Below are 22,036 nucleotides of genomic sequence, written 5' to 3' on the forward strand. Positions count from 1 at the left end.
CGGTTCCGCCCAGTCGTGGTGGTGCGCCTGCGGGTGGGGCGTCTGCGTGGCGCCTGACGGTCGCCGGTTGGTGTGCGTCGGGCATCACCTCGGCCAGGGGATCGGCCCGGTCGTGCCGGCGCGCCCGTCTGTGGAGTACGGCAAGGGTCGTCCCCGCCGGTCCTCGCGGCGTGCGTGTCGGGGGCCCGGGTCACGCTCGTCCGCGGCAGGGGGCGGCCCGGCCGGTCACAGTGTGATCGGTACCTCGCGGGCCCGGGTGCGGATGCTGAGCGCGGTGATGATCTCCACGACTCCGACGACGGCCAGCCAGATGCCGCCGACCAGGGTGAGGACGGCCACCGACTCGAAGGGGGAGTCGATCAGCACGATCCCGGCGACGAAGGTGAGCACCCCCAGGAGGATGTGCCAGCCGCGGGCCGGCATGGAACGGTCGGACGCGGCGGCCAGGGTCTGGGTGATGCCGCGGATCAGCCAGCCGATGCCGATCCACAGGGCGAGCAGCAGGATCGACCGCATCGGGCCGCGCAGACAGAACAGGCCCAGCAGGATGGAGAGGGTGCCGCTGATGAACGCCAGGACGCGCAGGGCTGTCGTCTTGTGGGTGCCGAAGGCCGCGACGAGCTGGAAGACGCCGCTGATCAGGAGGTACACGCCGAAGAGGACACCGACGGCGAGCAGCGAGGCGTCGGGCCAGACCAGGACCAGGACGCCCAGGACCAGGGAGGCGACGCCGGTCAGCAGGACGACCTGCCAGGCCGCCCGGGAGAGGGCGTGCAGCGGGCCCTCGAAGGGCGGTTCGGGCGCGTGCGGCGAAGTGCCCGGCGAGGTGCCCGGCGGGTGGCCCGCGTGGACCTTGCGGTCGTCGGAGCGGTCGTCGAAGCGGTCGTCGAACTCGGTCATGGTCCATGCTGGGACCGCCGTGCACCGCGCGGCCACCCGGGGCGGGCCACCCGGCTGACTAGGACTTCTCGGCCGCCTTCGCCGCCTTCGCCGCCGCCTTCATCTCCTGCTTGTGCGCGCGGACCTTCGTCAGCGACTCGGGACCGGTGATGTCGGCGACGGACCGGAAGGACTTCGGCTCCCCGTACGCGCCCGCGGCCTCCCGCCAGCCCGTCGGCCGGACGCCCAGCTGCTTGCCCAGCAGTGCCAGGAAGATCTGCGCCTTCTGCTTCCCGAACCCCGGCAGCTCCTCCAGCCGGCGCAGCAGCTCGCGGCCGTCGTCCACACCCTTCCAGACCAGCTCGGCCCGGCCGTCGTAGTGCTCGACGAGGTACTGGCACAGCTGCTGGATCCGCTTGGCCATCGAGCCCGGGTAGCGGTGCACGGCCGGCTTCTCGGAGAGCAGCGCGACGAACGCCTCCGGGTCCTGCGCGGCGATGTCGTGCGCGTCGAGGTCGCTCGCGCCGAGCCGGTCCGCGATGGTGCGGGGGCCCTTGAACGCCCACTCCATCGGAACCTGCTGGTCCAGCAGCATCCCGACGAGCGCGGCGAGCGGTGAGCGGCCGAGGAGTTCGTCGGCCTCGGGGTCCTGGGCGAGGTGAAGGGTGACGTCCATGTCCCCGATCATGCCCCCGCCCGCAGCGTGCCTCTACCGGGAGCCGGCGGCCGGCTCCCGCCAGTACCCCAGCGCGTGCACCCGCTGCTTCGGCACGCCCAGCTCCTTGCGGACGTACGACGACAGGGTCCGGGTCGTCGCCGTGTCGCAGGCGATCCAGACGTACGCGTCCGGGTGGTTCTCCAGTAGGCCGGGCAGGTCCGCCTTCACCTGGGCGACCAGGTGGGCCCCGGAGTCGAGGCGGAGCACCCGGCGGACCTCGTGGCGGGACGCATCGGTGCGGAAGGGGAGGCCCTCGTCGCCGCCCTCGAACCAGACGGTCGCGGGGCAGGAGTCCAGGGCGCCGAGGAGGGAGTTGAGTGCGGGCAGGGAGACCGGGTCGCCGAAGGCGAAGACGTGCGTGGGCTCGGGTCGGGGCGGTCGAAGCCGGTGCCGTGGACGGTGGCCTCGACGGTGTCGCCGGGCTTCGCGGCGCGGGCCCAGTCGCTGGCGATGCCGTCGTGCAGAGCGAACTCCAGGGTGAAGGTGCCCGCCGCGGGGTCCGGGTCGACCAGGGTGTAGGCGCGCTGGTGCGGCTTGCCCGCCGCGGCGAACCACAGGCGGACCCACATCGTCGGGTGGACGCCGGTGGCCGCCGGCATTCCGCCGTCGGTGAGATGCACCCGCCGGTACGCGTCGGTGACGTCCTCGGCGCCGGTCACGGTGAACACGAAGTCCTTCGCACGCAGCAGTCGCAGGACCGCTCCCTCCCAGCCGTGCCCCTGCCCCATGGTCTTTGCACCCTTCGCGTACGATTCCCCCACCAAGCCAACTTAGGTTAGCCTAACTTAAAGAGAAGCAGGTTGAGGGTGAGTATCGAGATCTACCGCGACGCCTGGGGGATCCCCCATCTCCGCGCGGGCAGCGCGCGCGAACTCGCCCGCGCCCAGGGACAGGTCACCGCCCGCGACCGTGCCTGGCAGCTGGAGGTCGAACGGCATCGCGCGCAGGGCACCTCGGCCGCCTTCCTCGGCGCCGGGGCCCTGTCCTGGGACACCCTCGCGAGACGGGCCCGCCTGGACGACACCGCGAGACGCTGCTTCGGGGCCCTGGAGAGACGGGACCCGGAGACGGCCGACTGGGTGCGGGCGTACGTCGACGGCGTGAACGAGGAGCTGCCGGGCACCTCCGCCCCCGAGTTCGCCCGCGTCGGCCTCGCCCCCGGGCGGTGGGAGCCGTGGACCCCGCTCGGCGTCTGGCTCGCCACGCACGTCCTCTTCGCCGGCTTCCCGGCCAAGCTCTGGCGGGACGAGGCGATACGGCACCTGGGCCCGGACGCGGTCGGTCTCTTCGCCGCCGACGGCCCGGGCACCTCCGGCAGCAACGGCTGGCTGGTCGCCGGCGCCCGCACCACCACCGGCCACGCCGTCCTCGCGGGCGACCCCCACCGCTTCATCGAGGACCCCGGTGTCTACCAGCAGATCCACACGGTCTGCCCCGAGTTCGACGTCATCGGCCTCGCCGTCCCCGGCGTTCCCGGCATCGCCCACTTCGGCCACACCGGCACGGTCGCCTGGTCCATCACCAACGCCATGGCCGACTACCAGGACCTGTACCGGGAGCGACTGCGCCGCACGGGGGCCGGGGTGGAGGCCCTCGGCCCGGACGGCGTCTGGCACCGTGCCACCCGGCACACCGAGACGGTCGAGGTGGCGGGCGAGTCGTCGGTCGAGATCGAGGTGATCGAGACCGGGCGGGGACCGGTGATCGCGGGGGGCCCGGAAGGGCTGGACGGGGGAGTGCCGGAGGGGGAGCGGCCGGGCTTCCCCGGCACGCCCGTGGCCCTCTCCCTCCGCTACCCGCCCCGGGTCACCGAGGATCTCGGCTTCAGCGCCCTGCTCCCCCTGCTCCGGGCCCGTCGTACCGCCGACGTGGACCGGGCGTTCGACCTGTGGGCGGAGCCCGTCAACGTCGTCCAGGCCGCCGACACCGAGGGCGGACTGCTGCACCGGGTCGCGGGAAGGGTCCCTGTGCGTGCGGAGGCCAACCGGCTGCACCCCGTCCCCGCCTGGGAGCCCGGCCACGACTGGCGGGGTTGGCACGACGCCCCCCGCGCCGGTCTCACCGACGGCATCGCCGTGATGGCCAACCAGCGCGGCCCCGCCACCCCGCTCGGCGTCGAGTTCGCCCCGCCCCACCGGGCGAACCGCATCACCGCCCTGCTGGAGGAGAAGGAGCGGTGGTCGGCCGCCGACATGCCCCTGATCCACATGGACACCCATCTCGGCTCGGCACAGCCCCTGCTGGACCACATCGAGGCCCTCGACTACCTGAGCCCCGGGGCCATGACCGCGAGGGAAACGATTCTCCGCTGGGATCGCCGCATGACCGCGAACAGCAGGGAGGCCGCCCTGTACGCCGCCGTACGCGGCGAGGTCGTACGACGGCTCGCCGCGCACCCCGCGTTCGCGGCCCTGGCGGACCCGCCCGCCTACCCCGACGTCCTCCTCCCCTGGCTCGGTCTCGTCCCGCGCGTCGCCTTCGCGCTCGAACACCTCCTGAGCGCCGAGGAGTTGTACGGCGTCGACCGGGCCGGAATCGTGCGGGCCGCCGTGGAGGGAGTCGCTGCCGAGCCGCCGCCGGGCACCTGGGGCGACACCCACCGCCTCGCCGCCTGGCAGGCGCTCCCCCGCAGTGAAGGGGCCGCCCCCGCCCTCTCCGGCGACCACGACTGTGTGCTGTGCACCTCCGCGGTCCCCGGAATCACCGACCTCGCCGCGCGCGGCCCGGCCGCGCGTTACGTCTGGGACCTGGCCCGCCGCGAGGACAGCCTCTGGGTGGTCCCGCTCGGCGCGTCCGGTCTCCCCGGTTCACCGCATCACCGTGACCAACTCCCCTTGTGGCTCAAGGGGGATCTCGTCCCGGTCGTCACCGACTGGCAGCACCTGACGAAGGAAGACTGAGGAGAGCGATGTCCGACATCCCCACCCGTGAAGCGGTCCACACCCAGCGCGTGGACGGCTTCGGCACCGTCCGCTTCCTGCGGCTCGACCCGCACGCCGACGCGGCGACCGTCCACGCCTGGGTGCGCGAGGAACGCGCCGCGTTCTGGGGCATGAACGGCCTCTCGCAAGAGCAAGTGGCCGAGGTGTACGCCCATTTGGACACCCTCGACACCCACCACGCGTATCTCCTGGAGAGGGACGGCGAACCGGTCGGGCTCCTGCAGACCTACGAGCCGGAGGCCGACCGCGTCAGCGAGTGCTACGAGGTCCGCCCCGGCGACATCGGCGTCCACCTGCTGCTTGCGCCCGTCACCTCGGGGGCCACCCGGACCGGCTGGTCGTCGGCGCTGCTGGGTGCCGTCGCCTCGTACGTGCTGCTGGGCCTGGACCGGCGGCGGGTGGTGGTCGATCCGGACGTGCGCAACGAGAAGGCGATCACCCGTTTCCTGAAGCAGGGGTTCGTGGCCGGAGACGCGGTCGTGCTGCCGGAGATCGACATCCCTGATGTGCACCTGCCGGAGAAGCACGCCCAACTCGCCTTCCTGACAAGGGAGGTAGCCTTTCCGGGTGACGCCTGACGACCTCGTCGCCCACTACGGCCTGGAACCGATCCCCCGTGAGGGCGGACTGTTCCGGCAGACCTGGGCGGGGCAGGAGCGCGCCGACGGAAGGCCCCACGGCACGGCGATCGTCGCCCTGCTGACCTCGGACGACTACTCCGCCCTGCACCGCCTGCCCAGTGACGAGATCTGGCACCACTACCTCGGCGACCCCCTGGACCTCCTGCTCCTGGCTCCGGACGGCACGGCGACCACCGCCGTCCTGGGCCCGGACATACGCGGCGGCCAGCACCCCCAGCTGACCGTGCCCGCAGGCACCTGGATGGGGGCCCGCACCCGCGGCGCGTGGACCTTCTTCGGCTGCACCATGGCCCCCGGCTTCACCTACGAGGACTACGAGCACGGCGACCCGGCCGAACTGACGGCGCGTTATCCGTCCGAGGCCGCACGCATCGCGGGACTGTGCCGCCCATGAGACTCCTGGAGGGCCAGGTCGCCCTGGTCACGGGCGCCGGCGGCGGCATCGGGCGGGGCATCGCGCTGCGGTTCGCCGAGCAGGGCGCGGCCGCGGTCGCGGTCCATTGCCGTACGGCGGCGTCGGCGGCCCGTGAAGTGGCGGCCCGGATCGAGGACTTCGGCGCCCGGGCCGTCGTACTGGAAGCGGATCTGCGGGACGAGGACGCGTGCCACCGGCTGGTCCGGGAGGCGGCGGACTGGGGCGGGGGACTGACCGCCCTGGTCAACAACGCGGGTGTGCAGCCCACGCGGCCGCTGCCCGGGATGACGGCCGTGCAGTGGCGGACCGTCGTGGACACCAACCTCACCGGCGTCTTCGCGTGTACGCAGGCGGCGGCCGAGGTCATGGGACCGGGCGGATCCGTGACCCACATCGCGTCCATCGAGGCGAGCCATCCCGCTCCCGGGCACGCCCACTACTCCGCCTCCAAGGCCGCCATCGTGATGCACGCGCGGTCGGCGGCCGGGGAGTACGGCCCGCACGGCATCCGCGTGAACACGGTCTCGCCCGGGCTGATCGACCGGGACGGGCTGGCGGAGGCCTGGCCGGAGGGGGTGGAGCGGTGGGTGCGGAAGGCGCCCCTGGGCAGGCTCGGGCGCCCCGAGGACGTGGCCGACGCGTGCGTGTTCCTCGCCTCCCCGCTCGCGTCCTGGGTCACCGGGCACGACCTGGTGGTGGACGGCGGGGTGTCCGCCCGGCCGACGTGGTGAGCGCTCGGCGGTCCGCGTCCGTACATGTCGGGAAGACCGCGAGCCCAGGTACGGAGTAGTGACGTGAGGTGTGAGCGTGCAGGCAGCAGCGCAGGCCGGCGAAGGCGAGGACTTCAAGGGCTGGTGCTGCTGGGCGCCGTGCTGGTCCTGCTCCTCTTCGGCGGTGCCGGGGCCGCGTCGGCCCACGCGGCCCTCAAGGCCACGGACCCCGAGGACGGAAGCGTCCTCAAGTCCGCCCCCCGTGACATCACCCTGACCTTCACCGAGTCGGTCGGTCTGCTCGACGACTCCTTCCGGGTGCTGGACCCGGACGGCAAGCGCCTGAAGACCGGTGACGCCGGACACGGCGCGGGCGGCTCGGACACGGCCCGTGTCTCCCTGCCCGCGAAACTCACCCAGGGCACCTACACGGTGGCGTGGCGGGTGGTCTCGGCCGACAGCCACCCGGTCTCCGGCGCCTTCACCTTCTCGGTCGGCAAACCCTCCCCGGCCACCGTGTTCGTGGACACCGGCCCGACCGAGAACCCGGCCACCGAGAGCCTCTTCAACATGGGCCGCTACCTGGCCTACCTCGCCGTGGCGCTGCTCATCGGCACCGCCGTCTTCCTCGCCGCCTGCCGCCCCCCGGAGCCGTCCCCGCTGCGCCGGCTCCTGTGGGCGGGCTGGGGCACCCTGCTCGGTTCGACCGTGTTCCTGCTGGTGCTGCGGGCGCCGTACGAGTCGGGGGCGGGCCCGACGTCCGCGTTCTCGCTGAAGGCCTTCGAACGCACTCTGACCACCCGCCCCGGCGAGGCCCTCCTGGTCCGCCTGGCGCTGCTGCTCATCGGGTACTTCTTCGTCCTACGACTGCTGCGGCTCGGCGAGTCGAAGCTGCCGCGCGCGTGGCAGGCGGTGGGCGGCGCGCTCGCCGTGGGCCTCGCGCTGACCTGGGCCGCCGCCGAACACGCGTCCGCCGGGATCCAGGTCCCGGTGGCGATGACGTCCGCGGTGCTGCACGTGCTGGCGATGGCCGTCTGGCTGGGCGGTCTCGCGGCCCTGCTCACCACGCTGTACCGGGCCTCGTCGCACGTCCCGGCCGTCGTCGTCGCCCGTTTCTCGCGGCTGGCCTTCGCCTCCGTGACCGTCCTCGTCGGCACCGGCGTCTACCAGTCCTGGCGCGGCCTCGGTTCCTGGAGCGCGATCACCGGCACGACGTACGGCCACCTGCTCGTCCTCAAGCTCCTAGCGGTGACCCTGCTGCTGGCGGCGGCACGGCTGTCGCGGCGGTGGACGGGACGGCTGATGACGATCACGACCGAGCGGCAGCCGGAGCGGGAGCCGGAGGCGGAGGCGGTCGTACGGGAGAGGGTGCCGGAGCGGGTGGGGGGTTCGTCGAGCACCGCGGAGCCGGTGGTGGACGGGGCCCCGGCCGGCGTGGAGTCGGCGCGAGTGGACGGGCCGCCGTCGGTCTCGGAACCGGTGCCCGTCAGCCCCGGCCCGGCCACACCGGCGGCATCGGCCACACCCGTGGCGTCGGCCGCACCGGCCTACCGGCACGGCCTGCGTCGTTCCGTGCTCGCCGAAGTGGCCGTCGGGGTCGTGGTCCTGGTGCTGAGCACCGTGCTGAGCGGCACGCTGCCCGGGCGGGCGCAGGCCGAGGCGGCCGAGGCGGGACCGGCCGAGGGCGGCCTGCCCGCCGCGTCCCTGACCAACGTGCCCTTCGCGGTGGGCGGCGCCACGGGCAAGGTGCAGATCACCCTCGACCCGGGCCGCACCGGCGACAACTCGGTCCAGGCCATCGTCTACGCGGCCGACGGCGGCCTCGCCACGGTCCCCGAACTGCGGCTGTCGTTCACCCTCCCGGCCAAGGAGATCGGCCCGATCGACGCCGGCCTGAAGAACATGGGCGGCTACTGGGGCACGAACGACCTCACCCTCCCCCTCGCGGGCGACTGGCGGATGAAGGCGACGATCAGGGTCTCCGACGTCGACCAGATCAGCGTGACGAAGACGGTGAGGATCGTGCGCTGAGCAGGTCCGCCATGGTCTCGGCGGCGTGCACGGCGGCCGCTCCGCAGCAGTTGTTGAACAGGACGTGGAGTTCGTCGGACCGCTCGGCCAGTGCGTGCAACCGCGGTACCCACTCGGCGAGTTCGGCGCGCGTGTAGTCGTACCGGAAACGGTCCTCCTTGCTGCCGCGGCCCCAGGAGGCGCTGCGCCCGTGGAAGCGCACGACGGACAGCCGGGGCACGGTGACGGGAGTGACCGGCGGCAGGGAGGCGGGCAGCCCCTGGAGCATGTCCACGGCCACGGCGGCGAAGCCGTACTTCCCGAGCAGCGCGCAGGTGAGGTCCTGCTGCCCCTCCTCCCACCAGGACGGATGCCGGAACTCCACATGGACGGGCCATCCGGCGGTCCGTTCCGCGGTCTCCTCCAGGAACCGCTCCGCCCGCGCCCCCGGCCGCAGCCACGGCGGGAACTGGAACAGCACCCCGCCGAGCCGTCCGGCCTCCCGCAACGGCTCGATCCCGGCGGCGAACCGCGCCCACACCTCGTCGAGGGGGACGCCCGCGAGGGCGGTCTGCTTCGCCGGATGCCCGGTGAGCGAGGCGTACGCCTTCACGTCGAACACGAACCCGGCGGGCGTACGCTCCGCCCACAGACGGCTGTTGCGCTCGCTGGGCAGGGCGTAGAACGTGCCGTCCACCTCCACCACCGGTAACCGCTCGGCGTAGTACCGCAACCGCCCCTCGGCGTCCCGCCGCCCGGGCGGATACCAGCCGCTGCGGACGAGCGCGGGATCGGTCCAGGAGCACGTGCCGACGAGAATGCGGGTCATGGGGGACCGGGTACCGCCTTAGGGTGCGGGCATGACTTCCCAGGCGTATCTCTCCCAACTCTTCTCGCTGGAAGGCCGGGTGGCGCTGGTGACGGGCGGGAGCTCGGGCATCGGCAGGGCGATCGCGGGGGCGTTGGCACGGGCGGGGGCGAGCGTGGTGATCGTGGCTCGCAGGGAGCCCGAACTGACTTCGGCGGTCGAGGAGTTGAGGTCCGGCGGCTGCCGGGCGGCCTGGGTGAGCGGCGACTTGAGCACGAGGGAGGGTGTCCGTACGGCGGCGGAGGCGGCGGCCGCGCTGTTCGGTGAACCGGACATCCTGGTCAACTCCGCGGGGATCAACCTGCGTCCACCGATGACCGAGCTCACCGACGACGTGTGGGACACCACCATGGCGGTCAACCTGGAGGCCCCCTACCTCCTGGGCCAGCGCTTCGGTCCCGGCATGGCCGAGCGCGGCTTCGGCCGGATCATCCACATCACGTCCCAGCAGGCCCACCGCGCCTTCGTCAGCAGCGGCGCCTACGGCGTCTCCAAGGGCGGCCTGGAGTCCCTGGCCCGCTCCCAGGCCGAGGCCTGGTCCCCGCACGGCGTCACCTGCAACACCCTCGTCCCCGGCTTCGTCCTGACCCCCCTCAACTCCCGCCTCGCCGACGACCCGGAACAGGTCGCGTCCCTGGCCGCCCGCACGATGACCGGCCGCAACGGCGTCCCGGAGGACTTCGCGGGCGCGGCGGTGTTCCTGGCGAGCCGGGCCTCGGCCTATGTCACGGGTCAGTCGATCTTTGTGGACGGGGGGTTGTCGGTGCACTGAGCTGCCACGAGCGGCACGGGCTCGTCGGTGATCGCGGGCCGACTGAAGCTCCACCGCGCCCGGCCACCAGCCAGTCACGGCAGCCGTCGTGACCGGGGGCGCCGTGCCGCTGAGCGTGGGCGACGTAGCCGATCAAGAAACCTGCTCATCCTTCCGCATCGAACTCGGTTGTCCCCGATCTCAAGCAGGCAGCTGACTGAGACGGAAGATTCGAACTCGTGAGGCGTTGCCGCCAACACACACGGAGGTGAATGACCAGGGCGCCGGGTCATACCTGCTTGACGACGATGGTGTCCGGGAGGAGCTTCTCCAGGTCGTCCACGTCCGACGTGAAGACGGTGACCTGGCCCTTCTGCCGGCGTGCGATGACAGCGAGCAGGGCGTCGATCGCGTACTTGTGGCCGGGCAGCTTGGCGTCGGCCAGGAGGCGCCGGGCCTGGCGGGCCTCGTCCTTACCGATGTCGGCGACCTTGAGCCGGGAGAGCACCCAGTCCCAGCGCTGCTCGGTGATTCTGCCGTCGTACGCCTCCACCAGTGTCATGGGTGACGTGACCACTTCGGCTTCGCCCCGTGCTGCGAGATCGAGCCAGGAGATCATCTTCCGGTCGCCACGCACAGCCAGGGACAGGGCCTCGCAGTCGAGTACGAAGGCGCGCAGTGGCCGCTGCCCATGCTCACCGGCTCGCTTGGTCACGCGGCCTCTCCGGCGTTGTGCCCTCCGGCGGTGAGGCGGCGCTCGTGCTCGGCGTCGAGATCTTCCAGCTCCGAGCGTGCCGCCGCGCGCTCGTCCTCGGTGACCGCGCCGTGTTCCGCCTGCAGCCAGTCGACCAGTTCCAGCAGTCGGTCCCGATCGCGCTTGCATCGCAATGCTTCGGCGACGTACGCCGAAAGTCCCCGCTCAGCCGTCTCGGCGCGGATCTCGTCCAGGAGATCTTCGGGGATCGTCACCGTTACTTTCTTGGTCGCCATACAAGTCACCATACTCTTGGTGTGAATGCCCCTACCAGATTTCAGTGACCGTAGGGCAAGGCGGCCAATGGCCAATCCGTGAGCCCTGCCCATGCGTGATCGCCGACTCGTACCGCTTCACTCGGCCACCCGCCGATCACTCTCATCAGCGCATGCTGCGTCGGATGAGGATGGTTGTCCTTCGCGGTGGTGAGGGCCGTCCGGGGCGTTCGTGGAGACTCAGGGAGCAGGTCGGAGGGGGCGCGTACGGCGGTGAACGGTGGCGGCCGGTGATGCGCTGGACAAAGGCCAGGACAACGAGCAGCGAAGCGGCAAGATCATGTACGACTGCGAGGGATGCGGACGATCCTGGCAGGGGTTGTTCTTCGGCTCCGGGATCGGAAAAGCGAAGTGGTGGTGCTGGCGCTGCCAGAGCACCGATCAGGAGGAACTGGTCAGCTCTCTGGATGACCACGCTCGGGGCGTGCTCAACCGTGACGCCGACGGCGTGCACTGGCCTTACGGCCCGAACGTGTACGTCCAGATGCGCGCGGACCTGTTGGACTGGGCGGACCGGCACGACCTCAAGAGTGGCAACACGGGATGTTCGTCCGGACTCCACTGGCACGACCACACGACCACGTGGCTTTCCCGGACCACCGGCAGGCCCGCTCTGGTGTTCAACCAGCCGTACAGGCAGGTGGACCGGGCCGAGGTTTGGGATTGCATCAGCGAGTACCCGTCTCTCACGGCCGAGGTCGGGCCGGAGAGTTGGTACGGCGCAGGTACCAGCGGTGTCTACATCTGGAATGACGGCAACCGTTCCGTGTCTGTTCGGCCGCCCCGTTAACCGCACATCGAAGGGTTCCACCTGGCGGTGGGCCCCCGGAATCGTGCCCGGTGAGGCACTGGCGCAGGTGTGACTGTCACAGATCACGTAGCCCAGATGATCGCCGGTGCCATCTGGGCCCCGGGAACACTCGGTGTGGAGAGGTCTGAGGACAACGACGAAGGGCCCCACCTTGCGGTGGGGCCCTTCGACATCGTGCCCGGTGAGGCACTGGCGGAGGATACGAGATTCGAACTCGTGAGGGGTTGCCCCCAACACGCTTTCCAAGCGTGCGCCCTAGGCCTCTAGGCGAATCCTCCGCGGCAAACAATACAAGACGTTGAGGAGTGCTCGCGAACTCGTTCCCACCCCCTGCCATCGGGTACTGTTTGGGCAGCCCCTCACGCGGCGCTATCTGACTGAACTCCCCCAGGGCCGGAAGGCAGCAAGGGTAGGTTGGCTCTGGCGGGTGCGTGGGGGGCGTTCGCGTTCCCGGACGGAGTGCCCGCGCGGGGTCGGGTTGTCAGTGGTCGCCTATAACCTCGTAAGCGTGTCGTCTCTCGCGTTGTACCGCCGCTATCGCCCGGAGTCCTTCGCCGAGGTCATCGGGCAGGAGCATGTCACCGACCCGCTGCAGCAGGCGCTGCGGAACAACCGGGTCAATCACGCGTACCTGTTCAGCGGTCCCCGCGGCTGTGGCAAGACGACCAGCGCGCGCATCCTCGCCAGGTGCCTGAACTGCGAGCAGGGGCCCACACCCACGCCCTGCGGCACGTGCCAGTCCTGCCAGGACCTCGCCAGGAACGGCCCGGGTTCCATCGACGTCATCGAGATCGACGCCGCCTCCCACGGTGGCGTGGACGACGCCCGTGAGCTGCGCGAGAAGGCCTTCTTCGGGCCCGCGAGCAGCCGGTACAAGATCTACATCATCGACGAGGCCCACATGGTCACGTCGGCCGGGTTCAACGCGCTGCTGAAGGTCGTCGAGGAGCCCCCGGAGCACCTCAAGTTCATCTTCGCCACCACCGAGCCCGAGAAGGTCATCGGGACGATCCGGTCGCGGACCCACCACTACCCCTTCCGGCTCGTACCGCCCGGCACCCTGCGGGAATACCTCGGCCAGGTGTGCGGCAAGGAGAACATCCCGGTCGAGGAAGGCGTCCTGCCCCTCGTCGTCCGGGCCGGCCAGGGCTCCGTGCGTGACTCCATGTCCGTCATGGACCAGCTGCTCGCCGGTGCGCGGGAGGAGGGTGTGACGTATGCCATGGCCACCTCCCTCCTCGGGTACACCGACGGCTCCCTGCTCGACTCCGTCGTCGAGGCATTCGCCACCGGTGACGGCGCCGCCGCCTTCGAGGTCGTCGACCGTGTCATCGAGGGTGGCAACGACCCGCGCCGTTTCGTCGCCGACCTGCTGGAGCGGCTGCGGGACCTGGTCATCCTCGCCGCGGTCCCGGATGCCGCCGAGAAGGGGCTCATCGATGCCCCCGCCGACGTCATCGAGCGCATGCAGGCCCAGGCCGGCACCTTCGGCGCGGCGGAGCTCAGCCGCGCCGCCGACCTCGTCAACGAAGGCCTGACGGAGATGCGCGGCGCCAACTCGCCCCGCCTCCAGCTGGAACTCATCTGCGCGCGCGTGCTGCTCCCCGCGTCCTACGGGGACGAGCGCTCGGTCATGGCCCGCCTCGACCGCATCGAGCGGGGCGTGAACTTCTCGGCCGGCGGCGGCGCCCCCGCGATGGGATACGTACCGGGGCCGGGGCCGGAGGTGCACGGGGGAGCCGCCCCGGGCCACTCGGCGGCCGCCGTCCCGCCATCGGTTCCGTCTGCGGTTCCGGTTCCGCCGGGTAGCGGTCCGGCCGCGGCCAGGGCGGCGGTCCGGGCTTCCGGCGCGGGCGCGCCCGGCGGCCCAGGGCCCGGCAGAGGCAACGACAGCAGTGGCACCCAGGGCGGCGGCACTCCCGGCGCAGCCGGTGGCCCGGGCGGCTTCCCCGGCGCTACGGCCGACCCGGCGCCCTTCGCCGCGGCGGCCGCCCCCGCCGGCCCGCCCTCGGGCCCGTCCGCCGGCCAGGCGCACGGCTCACCCGCGGGCCAGGCCCCTGGTGCTCCGGCCGGTCCACCACCCGGCCCATCCCCTGCCGCCGCCCACCCGGACCAGCCACACTCGGACCAGCCACACCCGACCCACCAGCAACCGTCCGCCACGGCCCCCGCCCCCGGCGCCTGGCCCACCGCCGCCCCCCTCGGCGGCGGCCGGCGTCCCGGTGGCTGGCCCACCCCGGCTGCGACGGGCGGCGGCCAGCCCCAGGCGCCCGCGGCGCACCGACCCGCGGCGGTCCCGGCGCCGGCCCAGTCCGCCCCCGCGGCCTCCGCACCCGGTCCGGCCTCCTACGCCCCGCCGGCCGGTGGCCTCGACCCCCGCCAGCTCTGGCCCAACATCCTGGAAGCGGTCAAGAACCGCCGCCGCTTCACCTGGATCCTGCTCAGCCAGAACGCCCAGGTGGCCGGCTTCGACGGCACCACCCTCCAGCTCGGCTTCGTCAATGCCGGCGCCCGCGACAACTTCGCGAGCAGCGGCAGCGAGGAGGTGCTGCGCCAGGCACTCTCCGAGCAGTTCAGCGTCCAGTGGAAGATCGAGGCCGTCGTCGACCCCTCGGGCGGCGGCGCGGCACCCCCGGCATCCGGCGGCTTCAACGGCAACGGTGGCGGCGGCTACGGCGGAGGCGGCAACACCGGCGGCTACGGCAGCGGAAACGCGGGAGGCTACGGCGCCCCGGCCCCCCAGGCCCAGCCGTCGTCCTCCCAGCCGACGCCCGCCCAGGCGGCCCAGCCCAGACGGACGCCCGCCCCCACCCAGGCCCCCTCCCCACAACGGTTCGCGCCGGAACCCCCGCCGGTCTCCATCGAGGACGACATCCCCGAGGACGACGACCCCGACCTCAACGAGTCGGCCCTCTCGGGCCGCGAACTGATCGTGCGGGAGCTCGGGGCGACCGTGGTGGAGGAGATCACGAACGAGTAGGGGGTGGCGGAGGAGCGGGCAAGAGGGCCCGCATCTTGGAGGAACCTACGACTCCTCTCCCTCCGCCCCTTGGGAAGCCCGCACAAAAACCCCGTTAGGCTGACCCTCGTGAAGGTCCTCGTCATCGGTAACGGCGCCCGCGAACACGCCCTGTGCCGCTCCCTGTCCCTCGACCCCGACGTCAGCGCACTGCACTGCGCGCCCGGCAACGCCGGTATCGCCGAGGTCGCCGAGCTGCACCCGGTCGACGCCCTCGACGGCGAGGCGGTGGCCGCGCTGGCGCAGCGACTCGGCGCCGACCTGGTCGTCGTAGGCCCGGAGGCCCCGCTCGTCGCGGGGGTCGCCGACGCCGTCCGCGAGGTGGGCATTCCGGTCTTCGGCCCGTCCGGGGAGGCCGCGCAGCTCGAGGGCTCCAAGGCCTTCGCCAAGGACGTCATGGCCGCGGCCGGAGTACCGACCGCCCGCTCCTACGTCTGCACGACCCCCGAGGAGGTCGCCGAGGCCCTCGATGCCTTCGGTGCCCCGTACGTCGTCAAGGACGACGGTCTCGCCGCGGGCAAGGGCGTCGTTGTGACCGGCGACATCGAGGCCGCGACGGCCCATGCGAACGCCTGCGACCGCGTCGTCATCGAGGAGTTCCTCGACGGCCCCGAGGTCTCCCTCTTCGCCATCACCGACGGCGACACCGTCCTCCCGCTGCAGCCCGCGCAGGACTTCAAGCGCGCCCTCGACGGCGACGAGGGCCCGAACACCGGCGGCATGGGCGCGTACTCCCCGCTGCCCTGGGCCGACCCGAAGCTGGTGGACGAGGTCATGCAGACGGTTCTGCAGCCGACCGTCGACGAGATGCGCCGTCGCGGCACCCCCTTCTCCGGCCTGCTGTACGCCGGTCTCGCGATCACTTCCCGGGGCGTGCGGGTCATCGAGTTCAACGCCCGCTTCGGCGACCCCGAGACCCAGGTCGTGCTGAACCGCCTCAAGACCCCGCTGGCCGGTGTCCTGCTCGCCGCCGCGAGCGGCAACCTCGAGGACCTGCCGCCCCTGCGCTGGAGCGAGGACGCCGCGGTCACCGTGGTCGTCGCCTCCCACAACTACCCGGCCACCCCGCGCACCGGCGACCCGATCACCGGCCTCGACGAGGTGGCCGAGCAGGACGCCCCGCACGCGTACGTCCTGCACGCCGGCACCAGGCGGGACGGCGACGAGGTCGTCAGTGCCGGCGGCCGCGTGCTGTCGGTGACGGCGTCCGGCAAGGACCTCACCGAGGCCCGCGAGCGCGCCTACCGGGCCGTGGGCCGTATCCGCCTCGACGGTTCCCAGCACCGGACGGACATCGCCGCGAAGGCGGCGTCCGAAGCCTGAGAAGCCCGGAAACCGGGGCGAAACCCCCCCGAAAGCCCTGTCCCGAAGCCGCCCCCCGAACAACCCGACCGGCCCCGGATCCGTCTAAGGATTCGGGGCCAGATCTTTGCTGTACGTCATCCACCTTTCCCCAAAGCCATTCCATCGAGTGACCGGGGCGCTATACGGCTGACGGGGGCCCGGGGCCCAACTAGGGTGCGGCGCAAGCGGTCCGGCACTTGGCCCACCGGCATTGCGATGTCAGTGGCGGGTGCCACAGTGGGGGAGTGAGCAACACCAGGAAAGCTGGGCATTCAGGACGGCAGGGAGGGGGTGAGGTCCGGTCATGACCGGTATCGGTGTGGAGGCGGGCGCGCAGGCCGCGCGCTCCCGGGCGCTTGGCGTGCTGCGGATCCGCAGCCGTGCGCTGGCCGTGGCACTGCTGCCCGCGGCGGTGGCCGTGGTGCTGCTCGCCGGAGGTTCCACCAGTCATCTCTTGGGCGGGTTCTGGGACACCGCCCGGCTGGTCATGAGCGTTCTCGGGGCCGTGGTGCTGCTCGCCGCCGGGGCCGTCGCCCTGGTCGTCGCCCGCGCCCGTCCCGCCGTCAGTCCGACCGTCGCGATCGCCGAGGAGTCCGCGCCCGATCTGTACCGCATGGTGCGCGACCTCGCCGACCGCCTGGACGTCCCCGCCCCCTCCGCCATAGCGCTCACCCCGGACTGCGACAGCTGGCTCGAGGACCGCACCCACCCTGCGCACGGCCCGCCCCCGCAGGAGGGCCGGGAGGACGAGATCACGGGCGTCCGCGGCTCCCACCGTCGGGTCCCGGCCGCACCGGTGCTGGTGATCGGCTCGCCGTTCCTGTGGTGGATGCGCGTCGGCGAACTGCGCGCGGTCCTCGCCCCGGTCGTCGCCGGTACGGGCCCCTCGGCCCACCCCGACATAGCGGCGGCCCGCCGTTTCGTACGGGGTCTGGACGCGGCGGTGGCCGTCGGCTCCGTACCCGGCCGCTGTCCGCTGACCCGGGTGGTGTGCGCCGGCGTCGCCTGGGTGGCCCGCCTGCTCCTGCGCAGTTGCCGGGAGCACGCGACCCAGATGGAGCGCGGGGTCGCCGCGGCGGCCGCAGAGCGTGCACAGGCTGTGGACTACGGCCTCAGGATCGTGGCCCAGGAGCAGGTCGGCCTGGCCTACGCGGGCTGGGACCGGCTGCTGACCCGGGTCGCGCTCCCCGCCTGGCGGATGGGGCGCTGGCCCTCCCGCCTGGACGCCGGCGTGGTGGCCGCCCTCACCGAACTGTCGCGCCGCGACCGCCTGGCCGAGGGTTTCGCCTCCCGCCTCGGCGAGCGTCCCGCCTGCGACCTGCTCGAAGAGCCCGGCTCGATCGACGAGGCCGCCTCCCTGCTCGCCGCCCGCCTCTTCCACGGCGGCCCCGCGGAGACCGGCCCGGACTGGTCGCCGGTGGACTGGCAGGAGTACCCGGAAGAGGTGGTGGACCGAAAGTGGCGCCTGGACGCGGCCCGCCTCCACCGGGTCCTCGACGCCCAGGGCGTGCGCCGCCCCCCGGGAACCCCCCCGGAATCCGACGCCCCCACCCTCTCCCGAGTCCTCTCCCACCTGTCCTCCTCTCCGCCTACCGGCCCCACAGTGCGGCCGGGTTCGCTGTCCGGGTCGGCCGACTCGATGCCACGGTCCGCGGCGACTGATGGGCCCGCCGGTACGGCGTCACCCTCCGCGGAAGCCGACAGGCCGGCCGACCCGGCGGCACGCCCCACGACCGCCCACCCGACACCCACCGACCCACCCGCCGAGGCCTCCGCCACCGCAGACCCCGTACCGGCTCCGCCGTCCGACGACATGGCGACGGACGGTGCACGGACCTCCGCGGCCGACCGCGACGCGGCACCGCACGAGCCCACTCCGCCGCACGCGTCCGCGACCACCGATTGCACGCCGGCCTCGCCGCACCCCTCCGCGGACGCCCCGGACCCCTTGGACGCCCCCACAACTGCCGCCGGCGAGCTCACCCCCCACGCTTCACCGCCACCCCACGACGAACCCCTCGCCGAGATCCTCGCCGCAGCCCTCACCGCCGAACTCGTGCGGGAGGAAGCCGCCGCCCCCACGGCCCGTACCGCTCCCGACGCCACCGCCTGGGACGACACCGCGCTGCCCCTCTTCCCACTCCAACCCCCGCGCAGCGCCCGAGAGCTGCTCACCGATCACGTCACCGCGATGATCTGCTGTGCCGCGATCGACACCGCCGGTGCCACCCCGGGCCTGGACTGGCTCGACGGTCCGTCGCTCCTCATCAACGGCGAACGTGCCGCTGACCTCGCTCCCCGCGTCCTGAGCCTGGTGGAGGACGGCGACCCGGGCCCTCTGCGTGCCTGGCTGGTCAAGTCGGGGATACGCCCCGAGAAGCCCGTCCGCCTTGTCTGACGAAGACGGAATAGCCGGAATGGACGGAATGGACGGAATGGACGGAATGGACGGAATAGACGGAATAGGCGGAATACCCGCTTCCACTTTCGGCCAATTCGCAACGAACAGTGACAGTTCAAGTGCGGAATGTGATGTGCTGGGACCGATCGCGCACATGGCAAGGGCGCGCGCCATAGGACAGGTGCACGACACGCGTAACAGGGCACCGCGCAGGACCGACGACGGGGGCACGAGGGAGGGGAGCGACCATGGGGCCGGGACAGGAGCACATCCGCCGCTGGGAGTCGGGAGCACTCGCGCACGCCGTGACGGACCCCTTCGGCCAGGGCCCCGTCCCCTGGCTGCGCGGCAGCGAGACGTACTTCGACGACACCGGCCAGGTGGTCCCCTGGTACGTCGAGACGGACCCCGCCCACACCCCGAAACAGGGCGCCCCGCGCGTGCCCTCCCCCCGCTCGGACCCCGGCGGCGGCCCCCGCTCCGCCGACGACGTCCGCCGCCAGATCAAGGGCTTCACCTCGACCGGCGCGGTCGCCCCCGGCGAGGCCGTCGACTTCCACATCACCGTCGACCCGCCACAGGAATTCGCCGTCGACATCTACCGCATCGGCCACTACGGCGGCGACGGCGCGGCGAAGATCACCACCAGCCCCCGTCTCTCCGGCATCGTCCAGCCCCCGCCGCTGACCGCCGACCGCACCGTCTCCTGTCACCACTGGTGGCTGTCCTGGCGGCTGCAGATCCCGTCGTACTGGAGCATCGGGGCGTATGTCGCCGTCCTCACCACCGCCGACGGCTACCGCTCCCACATCCCCTTCACGGTCCGCGACAACCACCCCGCGGACTTACTGCTCCTGCTGCCGGACGTGACGTGGCAGGCGTACAACCTCTACCCGGAGGACGGCCGCACCGGCGCCAGCCTCTACCACGCCTGGGACGAACAGGGCCGGCTCCTCGGCGAGGCCGACGCGGCGACCACGGTCTCCTTCGACCGGCCGTACGCGGGCGCGGGCCTGCCGATGCACGTGGGCCACGCGTACGACTTCATCCGCTTCGCCGAGCGCTACGGCTACGACCTCGCCTGCGCCGACGCCCGCGACCTGCACGCCGGCCACCTCGACCCCACCCGTTACCGGGGCCTGGTCTTCCCGGGCCACGACGAGTACTGGTCGGCGGCCATGCGCCGCACGGTCGAGCGAGCCCGCGACAGCGGCACCTCCCTCGTCTTCCTCTCCGCCAACACCATGTACTGGCAGGTCGAGTTGGGCCCGTCGCCGTCCGGCGTCCCCGACCGCCTGCTCACCTGCCGCAAGCGCAGGGGGCCGGGAAAACCGGCGCTCTGGCGCGAAGTCGACCGCCCTGAGCAGCAGTTGGTCGGCATCCAGTACGCGGGCCGGGTGCCGGAGCCGTATCCCCTGATCGTCCGCAACGCCGAGCACTGGCTGTGGGACGCGACCGGCGCCCAGGAGGGCGACGAACTCGCCGGCCTGGTCGCGGGCGAGGCCGACCGCTACTTCCCGCGCGCCCCGCTCCCCGAGCACGACGACCGCATCCTGCTCGCCCACTCGCCGTACGCCGACAGCGAGGGCGCCCTCCGCCACCAGGAGACGTCCCTCTACCGCGCACCCTCCGGCGCCCTGGTCTTCGCCGCCGGCACCTTCGCCTGGTCCCCGGCACTGGACCGCCCGGGCCACGTCGACACCCGTGTCCAGCGCGCCACCGCCAACCTCCTGGACCGCATCTGCAAGCGTGACTGAGCCCACGCAAAACGCACCCCAAGTCCAAGGTCAGCCCGGTGTACGGGACAATCGACCCGTAGGACATACCCACGGGGAGGAACCGTGTCCGGATTCGTAGAAAAGCCCGAGCCGCTCCAGGTTCCGGGGCTGGTGCACCTGCACACCGGCAAGGTGCGCGAGCTGTACCAGAACGAGGCGGGCGACCTCGTGATGGTCGCCAGCGACCGTATCTCCGCCTTCGACTGGGTGCTGCCGACCGAGATCCCCGACAAGGGCCGCGTCCTCACCCAGCTGTCACTGTGGTGGTTCGACCAGATCGCCGACCTGCTGCCGAACCACGTCCTGAGCACGGACGTGCCGGACGGCGCCCCCGCCGACTGGGCCGGCCGCACCCTGGTCTGCAAGTCGCTGCAGATGGTCCCGGTGGAGGCCGTCGCCCGCGGCTACCTCACCGGCTCCGGACTGCTGGAGTACAACGAGTCCCGCACGGTCTGCGGCCTCGCCCTCCCGGAGGGGCTCACGGACGGCAGTGAACTCCCCGCCCCGATCTTCACCCCGGCCACCAAGGCCGCCGTCGGTGAGCACGACGAGAACGTCTCCTACGAGGAGATCGCCCGCCAGGTCGGCGCGGACACCGCCGCCCAGCTGCGTCAGGCGACCCTCGCCGTGTACTCGCGGGGCCGGGACATCGCCCGGGACCGCGGGATCATCCTCGCGGACACCAAGTTCGAGTTCGGCTTCGACGGGGACACCCTCGTCATCGCGGACGAGGTCCTCACCCCGGACTCCTCCCGCTTCTGGCCGGCCGACCAGTGGGAGCCGGGGCACGCGCAGCCGTCGTACGACAAGCAGTTCGTGCGCGACTGGCTGACCTCGGCGGAGTCCGGCTGGGACCGCAAGAGCGAGCAGCCCCCGCCGCCGCTGCCGCAGGAGGTCGTGGACCGCACCCGCGCCAAGTACATCGAGGCCTACGAGCGTCTGACGGGCACGAGCTGGTCGTAGCGCTGGTCGTAACGGAGAAGCCCCCCGGTGAAAACCGGGGGGCTTCTCGATGGAGCGAACGACGAGGTTCGAACTCGCGACCTCAACCTTGGCAAGGTTGCGCTCTACCAACTGAGCTACGTTCGCATGCGCCGTGGCGCGAGAACCACTATACCCAACCTCGCTCCCGCGCGAGCCGCACGGCCGCGTGACGGTTCTCGGCCCCGAGTTTGGAGACGGCCGAGGACAGATAATTGCGTACGGTCCCCTGCGACAGCGCGGCCCGTTCGGCGATCTCCGCGACGGGCGCCCCGTCGGCGGCCAGTTCCAGCACCTCGGCCTCCCGCGCGGTCAACGGCGAGTCCCCGGCGGAGATCGCGTCGGCGGCCAACTCCGGGTCGACGTAACGGTTTCCCGCGTGCACCGTGCGGATGATCTCCGCGAGCCGCTGCGCGCTCAAGGTCTTGGGGACGAACCCCCGCACACCGGCCTCCAGGGCCCGTTTGAGATGCCCCGGCCGCCCGTGACCGGTGACGATCAGCACCCTGCACGAGGGCAGTTCGGTCCGCAGGGATGTGGCGACCTTCACACCGTCCGCGCCGGGCATCTGGAGATCCAGTACGGCGACGTCGGGCTCGTGTGCCCGGGCCATCGCCAGCGCCTCGGGGCCGGTCGCCGCCTCCGCGACGACCGCCAGGTCGTCCTCCAGCGAGAGCAGCGCGGCGAGCGCGCCCCGGATCAGATGCTCGTCATCGGCGAGCAGCACCCGCACGGTCAT

At 72.2% G+C, this 22,036-nt stretch carries 18 protein-coding genes, 2 tRNA genes, 1 other RNA gene and 1 pseudogene; 13 read left to right on the forward strand and 9 right to left on the reverse strand.

Translation table 11 applies throughout. The features are described 5' to 3' along the window. Positions 1–225 precede the first annotated feature (225 nt). The 3 genes and pseudogenes from ACIRP7_RS12275 to ACIRP7_RS12285 form a co-directional block, all read right to left on the reverse strand. A complete protein-coding gene (locus tag ACIRP7_RS12275) occupies positions 226–900 on the reverse strand; it encodes an HdeD family acid-resistance protein (RefSeq protein ID WP_403656923.1) in 675 nt (224 codons plus the stop codon). Positions 901–958: 58 nt separating this feature from the next. Then, positions 959–1,555 carry an HhH-GPD-type base excision DNA repair protein gene (locus ACIRP7_RS12280; protein ID WP_403656926.1) on the reverse strand — a complete coding sequence of 199 codons (597 nt, stop codon included), beginning with the start codon at positions 1,553–1,555 and terminating at the stop codon, positions 959–961. Between the two features lie 33 nt (positions 1,556–1,588). After that, positions 1,589–2,325: pseudogene (locus ACIRP7_RS12285) on the reverse strand (siderophore-interacting protein). Between the two features lie 78 nt (positions 2,326–2,403). Here ACIRP7_RS12285 and ACIRP7_RS12290 point away from each other — a divergent pair. The 5 genes from ACIRP7_RS12290 (at position 2,404) to ACIRP7_RS12310 (ending at position 8,336) form a co-directional block, all read left to right on the forward strand. After that, positions 2,404–4,497, forward strand: a complete 2,094-nt coding sequence (locus tag ACIRP7_RS12290) for a penicillin acylase family protein (protein ID WP_403656929.1) — start codon at positions 2,404–2,406, stop codon at positions 4,495–4,497. Between the two features lie 8 nt (positions 4,498–4,505). Further along, positions 4,506–5,117, forward strand: a complete 612-nt coding sequence (locus ACIRP7_RS12295; RefSeq protein ID WP_403656932.1) for a GNAT family N-acetyltransferase — start codon at positions 4,506–4,508, stop codon at positions 5,115–5,117. Next, complete coding sequence (locus tag ACIRP7_RS12300; RefSeq protein WP_403656935.1) at positions 5,107–5,574, forward strand: cupin domain-containing protein; 468 nt, start codon at positions 5,107–5,109, stop codon at positions 5,572–5,574. The genes ACIRP7_RS12295 and ACIRP7_RS12300 overlap by 11 nt, the downstream gene beginning before the upstream one ends. Beyond that, positions 5,571–6,326: an SDR family NAD(P)-dependent oxidoreductase gene (locus ACIRP7_RS12305; RefSeq protein WP_403656938.1), complete on the forward strand. Its 756-nt coding sequence runs from the start codon at positions 5,571–5,573 to the stop codon at positions 6,324–6,326. The genes ACIRP7_RS12300 and ACIRP7_RS12305 overlap by 4 nt, the downstream gene beginning before the upstream one ends. Before the next feature lie 123 nt (positions 6,327–6,449). Next, entirely contained in the window at positions 6,450–8,336 is a 1,887-nt protein-coding gene (locus ACIRP7_RS12310) for a copper resistance CopC/CopD family protein (RefSeq protein WP_403656941.1), read from the forward strand. Here ACIRP7_RS12310 and ACIRP7_RS12315 read toward each other — a convergent pair. Continuing rightward, positions 8,302–9,144: a DUF72 domain-containing protein gene (locus ACIRP7_RS12315; RefSeq protein WP_403656944.1), complete on the reverse strand. Its 843-nt coding sequence runs from the start codon at positions 9,142–9,144 to the stop codon at positions 8,302–8,304. The genes ACIRP7_RS12310 and ACIRP7_RS12315 overlap by 35 nt on opposite strands. A gap of 31 nt (positions 9,145–9,175) precedes the next feature. On the opposite strand from ACIRP7_RS12315, the gene ACIRP7_RS12320 reads away from it, so the two are divergent. Next, a complete protein-coding gene (locus ACIRP7_RS12320) occupies positions 9,176–9,955 on the forward strand; it encodes an SDR family NAD(P)-dependent oxidoreductase (protein WP_403656948.1) in 780 nt (259 codons plus the stop codon). 268 nt (positions 9,956–10,223) lie between these two features. Here the strand turns inward: ACIRP7_RS12320 and ACIRP7_RS12325 are convergent, their stop codons facing one another. Then, a complete protein-coding gene (locus tag ACIRP7_RS12325; RefSeq protein ID WP_403656951.1) occupies positions 10,224–10,649 on the reverse strand; it encodes a PIN domain-containing protein in 426 nt (141 codons plus the stop codon). Next, the gene (locus ACIRP7_RS12330) at positions 10,646–10,924 is read right to left on the reverse strand and encodes a CopG family transcriptional regulator (RefSeq protein WP_403656954.1); all 279 of its coding nucleotides are present in this window, start codon (positions 10,922–10,924) and stop codon (positions 10,646–10,648) included. The genes ACIRP7_RS12325 and ACIRP7_RS12330 overlap by 4 nt, the downstream gene beginning before the upstream one ends. A gap of 259 nt (positions 10,925–11,183) precedes the next feature. On the opposite strand from ACIRP7_RS12330, the gene ACIRP7_RS12335 reads away from it, so the two are divergent. After that, on the forward strand, positions 11,184–11,753 hold the full coding sequence (locus ACIRP7_RS12335) for a hypothetical protein (protein ID WP_403656957.1): 570 nt from the start codon (positions 11,184–11,186) through the stop codon (positions 11,751–11,753). Between the two features lie 211 nt (positions 11,754–11,964). On the opposite strand, the gene ACIRP7_RS12340 is transcribed toward ACIRP7_RS12335, so the two are convergent. Further along, positions 11,965–12,052: transfer RNA gene (locus ACIRP7_RS12340), tRNA-Ser, on the reverse strand. Positions 12,053–12,124: 72 nt separating this feature from the next. Between ACIRP7_RS12340 and ffs the strand changes: the two genes are divergently transcribed. The 6 genes from ffs to ACIRP7_RS12370 all read left to right on the forward strand — a co-directional run bounded on the left by ffs (position 12,125) and on the right by ACIRP7_RS12370 (position 21,279). Continuing rightward, positions 12,125–12,223, forward strand: an RNA gene (gene ffs / locus ACIRP7_RS12345) — signal recognition particle sRNA small type. 59 nt (positions 12,224–12,282) lie between these two features. Beyond that, positions 12,283–14,754 carry a DNA polymerase III subunit gamma and tau gene (locus ACIRP7_RS12350; protein WP_403656960.1) on the forward strand — a complete coding sequence of 824 codons (2,472 nt, stop codon included), beginning with the start codon at positions 12,283–12,285 and terminating at the stop codon, positions 14,752–14,754. A 108-nt stretch (positions 14,755–14,862) separates the two neighbouring features. After that, positions 14,863–16,116, forward strand: coding sequence for a phosphoribosylamine--glycine ligase (gene purD / locus ACIRP7_RS12355; protein WP_403656963.1), 1,254 nt, complete (start codon positions 14,863–14,865; stop codon positions 16,114–16,116). Between the two features lie 325 nt (positions 16,117–16,441). Next, positions 16,442–18,535, forward strand: coding sequence for a hypothetical protein (locus ACIRP7_RS12360; protein ID WP_403656966.1), 2,094 nt, complete (start codon positions 16,442–16,444; stop codon positions 18,533–18,535). Between the two features lie 251 nt (positions 18,536–18,786). Then, a complete protein-coding gene (locus ACIRP7_RS12365) occupies positions 18,787–20,295 on the forward strand; it encodes a N,N-dimethylformamidase beta subunit family domain-containing protein (RefSeq protein WP_403656969.1) in 1,509 nt (502 codons plus the stop codon). 84 nt (positions 20,296–20,379) lie between these two features. Then, the gene (locus ACIRP7_RS12370; protein WP_403656972.1) at positions 20,380–21,279 is read left to right on the forward strand and encodes a phosphoribosylaminoimidazolesuccinocarboxamide synthase; all 900 of its coding nucleotides are present in this window, start codon (positions 20,380–20,382) and stop codon (positions 21,277–21,279) included. Between the two features lie 50 nt (positions 21,280–21,329). Here ACIRP7_RS12370 and ACIRP7_RS12375 read toward each other — a convergent pair. Next, positions 21,330–21,405, reverse strand: a tRNA-Gly gene (locus tag ACIRP7_RS12375). A 22-nt stretch (positions 21,406–21,427) separates the two neighbouring features. Further along, the gene (locus ACIRP7_RS12380; protein ID WP_403656975.1) at positions 21,428–22,036 is read right to left on the reverse strand and encodes a response regulator; all 609 of its coding nucleotides are present in this window, start codon (positions 22,034–22,036) and stop codon (positions 21,428–21,430) included.

The sequence above is a fragment of the Streptomyces sp. NPDC102270 genome, assembly GCF_044766405.1.
Classification (GTDB): Bacteria; Actinomycetota; Actinomycetes; order Streptomycetales; family Streptomycetaceae; genus Streptomyces.

Coding starts and splice junctions, on each gene's coding strand:
- ACIRP7_RS12275 (WP_403656923.1), bottom strand. CDS start 900: ATGACCGAGTTCGACGACCGCTTCGACGACCGCTCCGACGACCGCAAG.
- ACIRP7_RS12280 (WP_403656926.1), bottom strand. CDS start 1,555: ATGGACGTCACCCTTCACCTCGCCCAGGACCCCGAGGCCGACGAACTC.
- ACIRP7_RS12295 (WP_403656932.1), top strand. CDS start 4,506: ATGTCCGACATCCCCACCCGTGAAGCGGTCCACACCCAGCGCGTGGAC.
- ACIRP7_RS12305 (WP_403656938.1), top strand. CDS start 5,571: ATGAGACTCCTGGAGGGCCAGGTCGCCCTGGTCACGGGCGCCGGCGGC.
- ACIRP7_RS12315 (WP_403656944.1), bottom strand. CDS start 9,144: ATGACCCGCATTCTCGTCGGCACGTGCTCCTGGACCGATCCCGCGCTC.
- ACIRP7_RS12320 (WP_403656948.1), top strand. CDS start 9,176: ATGACTTCCCAGGCGTATCTCTCCCAACTCTTCTCGCTGGAAGGCCGG.
- ACIRP7_RS12330 (WP_403656954.1), bottom strand. CDS start 10,924: ATGGCGACCAAGAAAGTAACGGTGACGATCCCCGAAGATCTCCTGGAC.
- ACIRP7_RS12360 (WP_403656966.1), top strand. CDS start 16,442: ATGACCGGTATCGGTGTGGAGGCGGGCGCGCAGGCCGCGCGCTCCCGG.
- ACIRP7_RS12365 (WP_403656969.1), top strand. CDS start 18,787: ATGGGGCCGGGACAGGAGCACATCCGCCGCTGGGAGTCGGGAGCACTC.
- ACIRP7_RS12380 (WP_403656975.1), bottom strand. CDS start 22,036: ATGACCGTGCGGGTGCTGCTCGCCGATGACGAGCATCTGATCCGGGGC.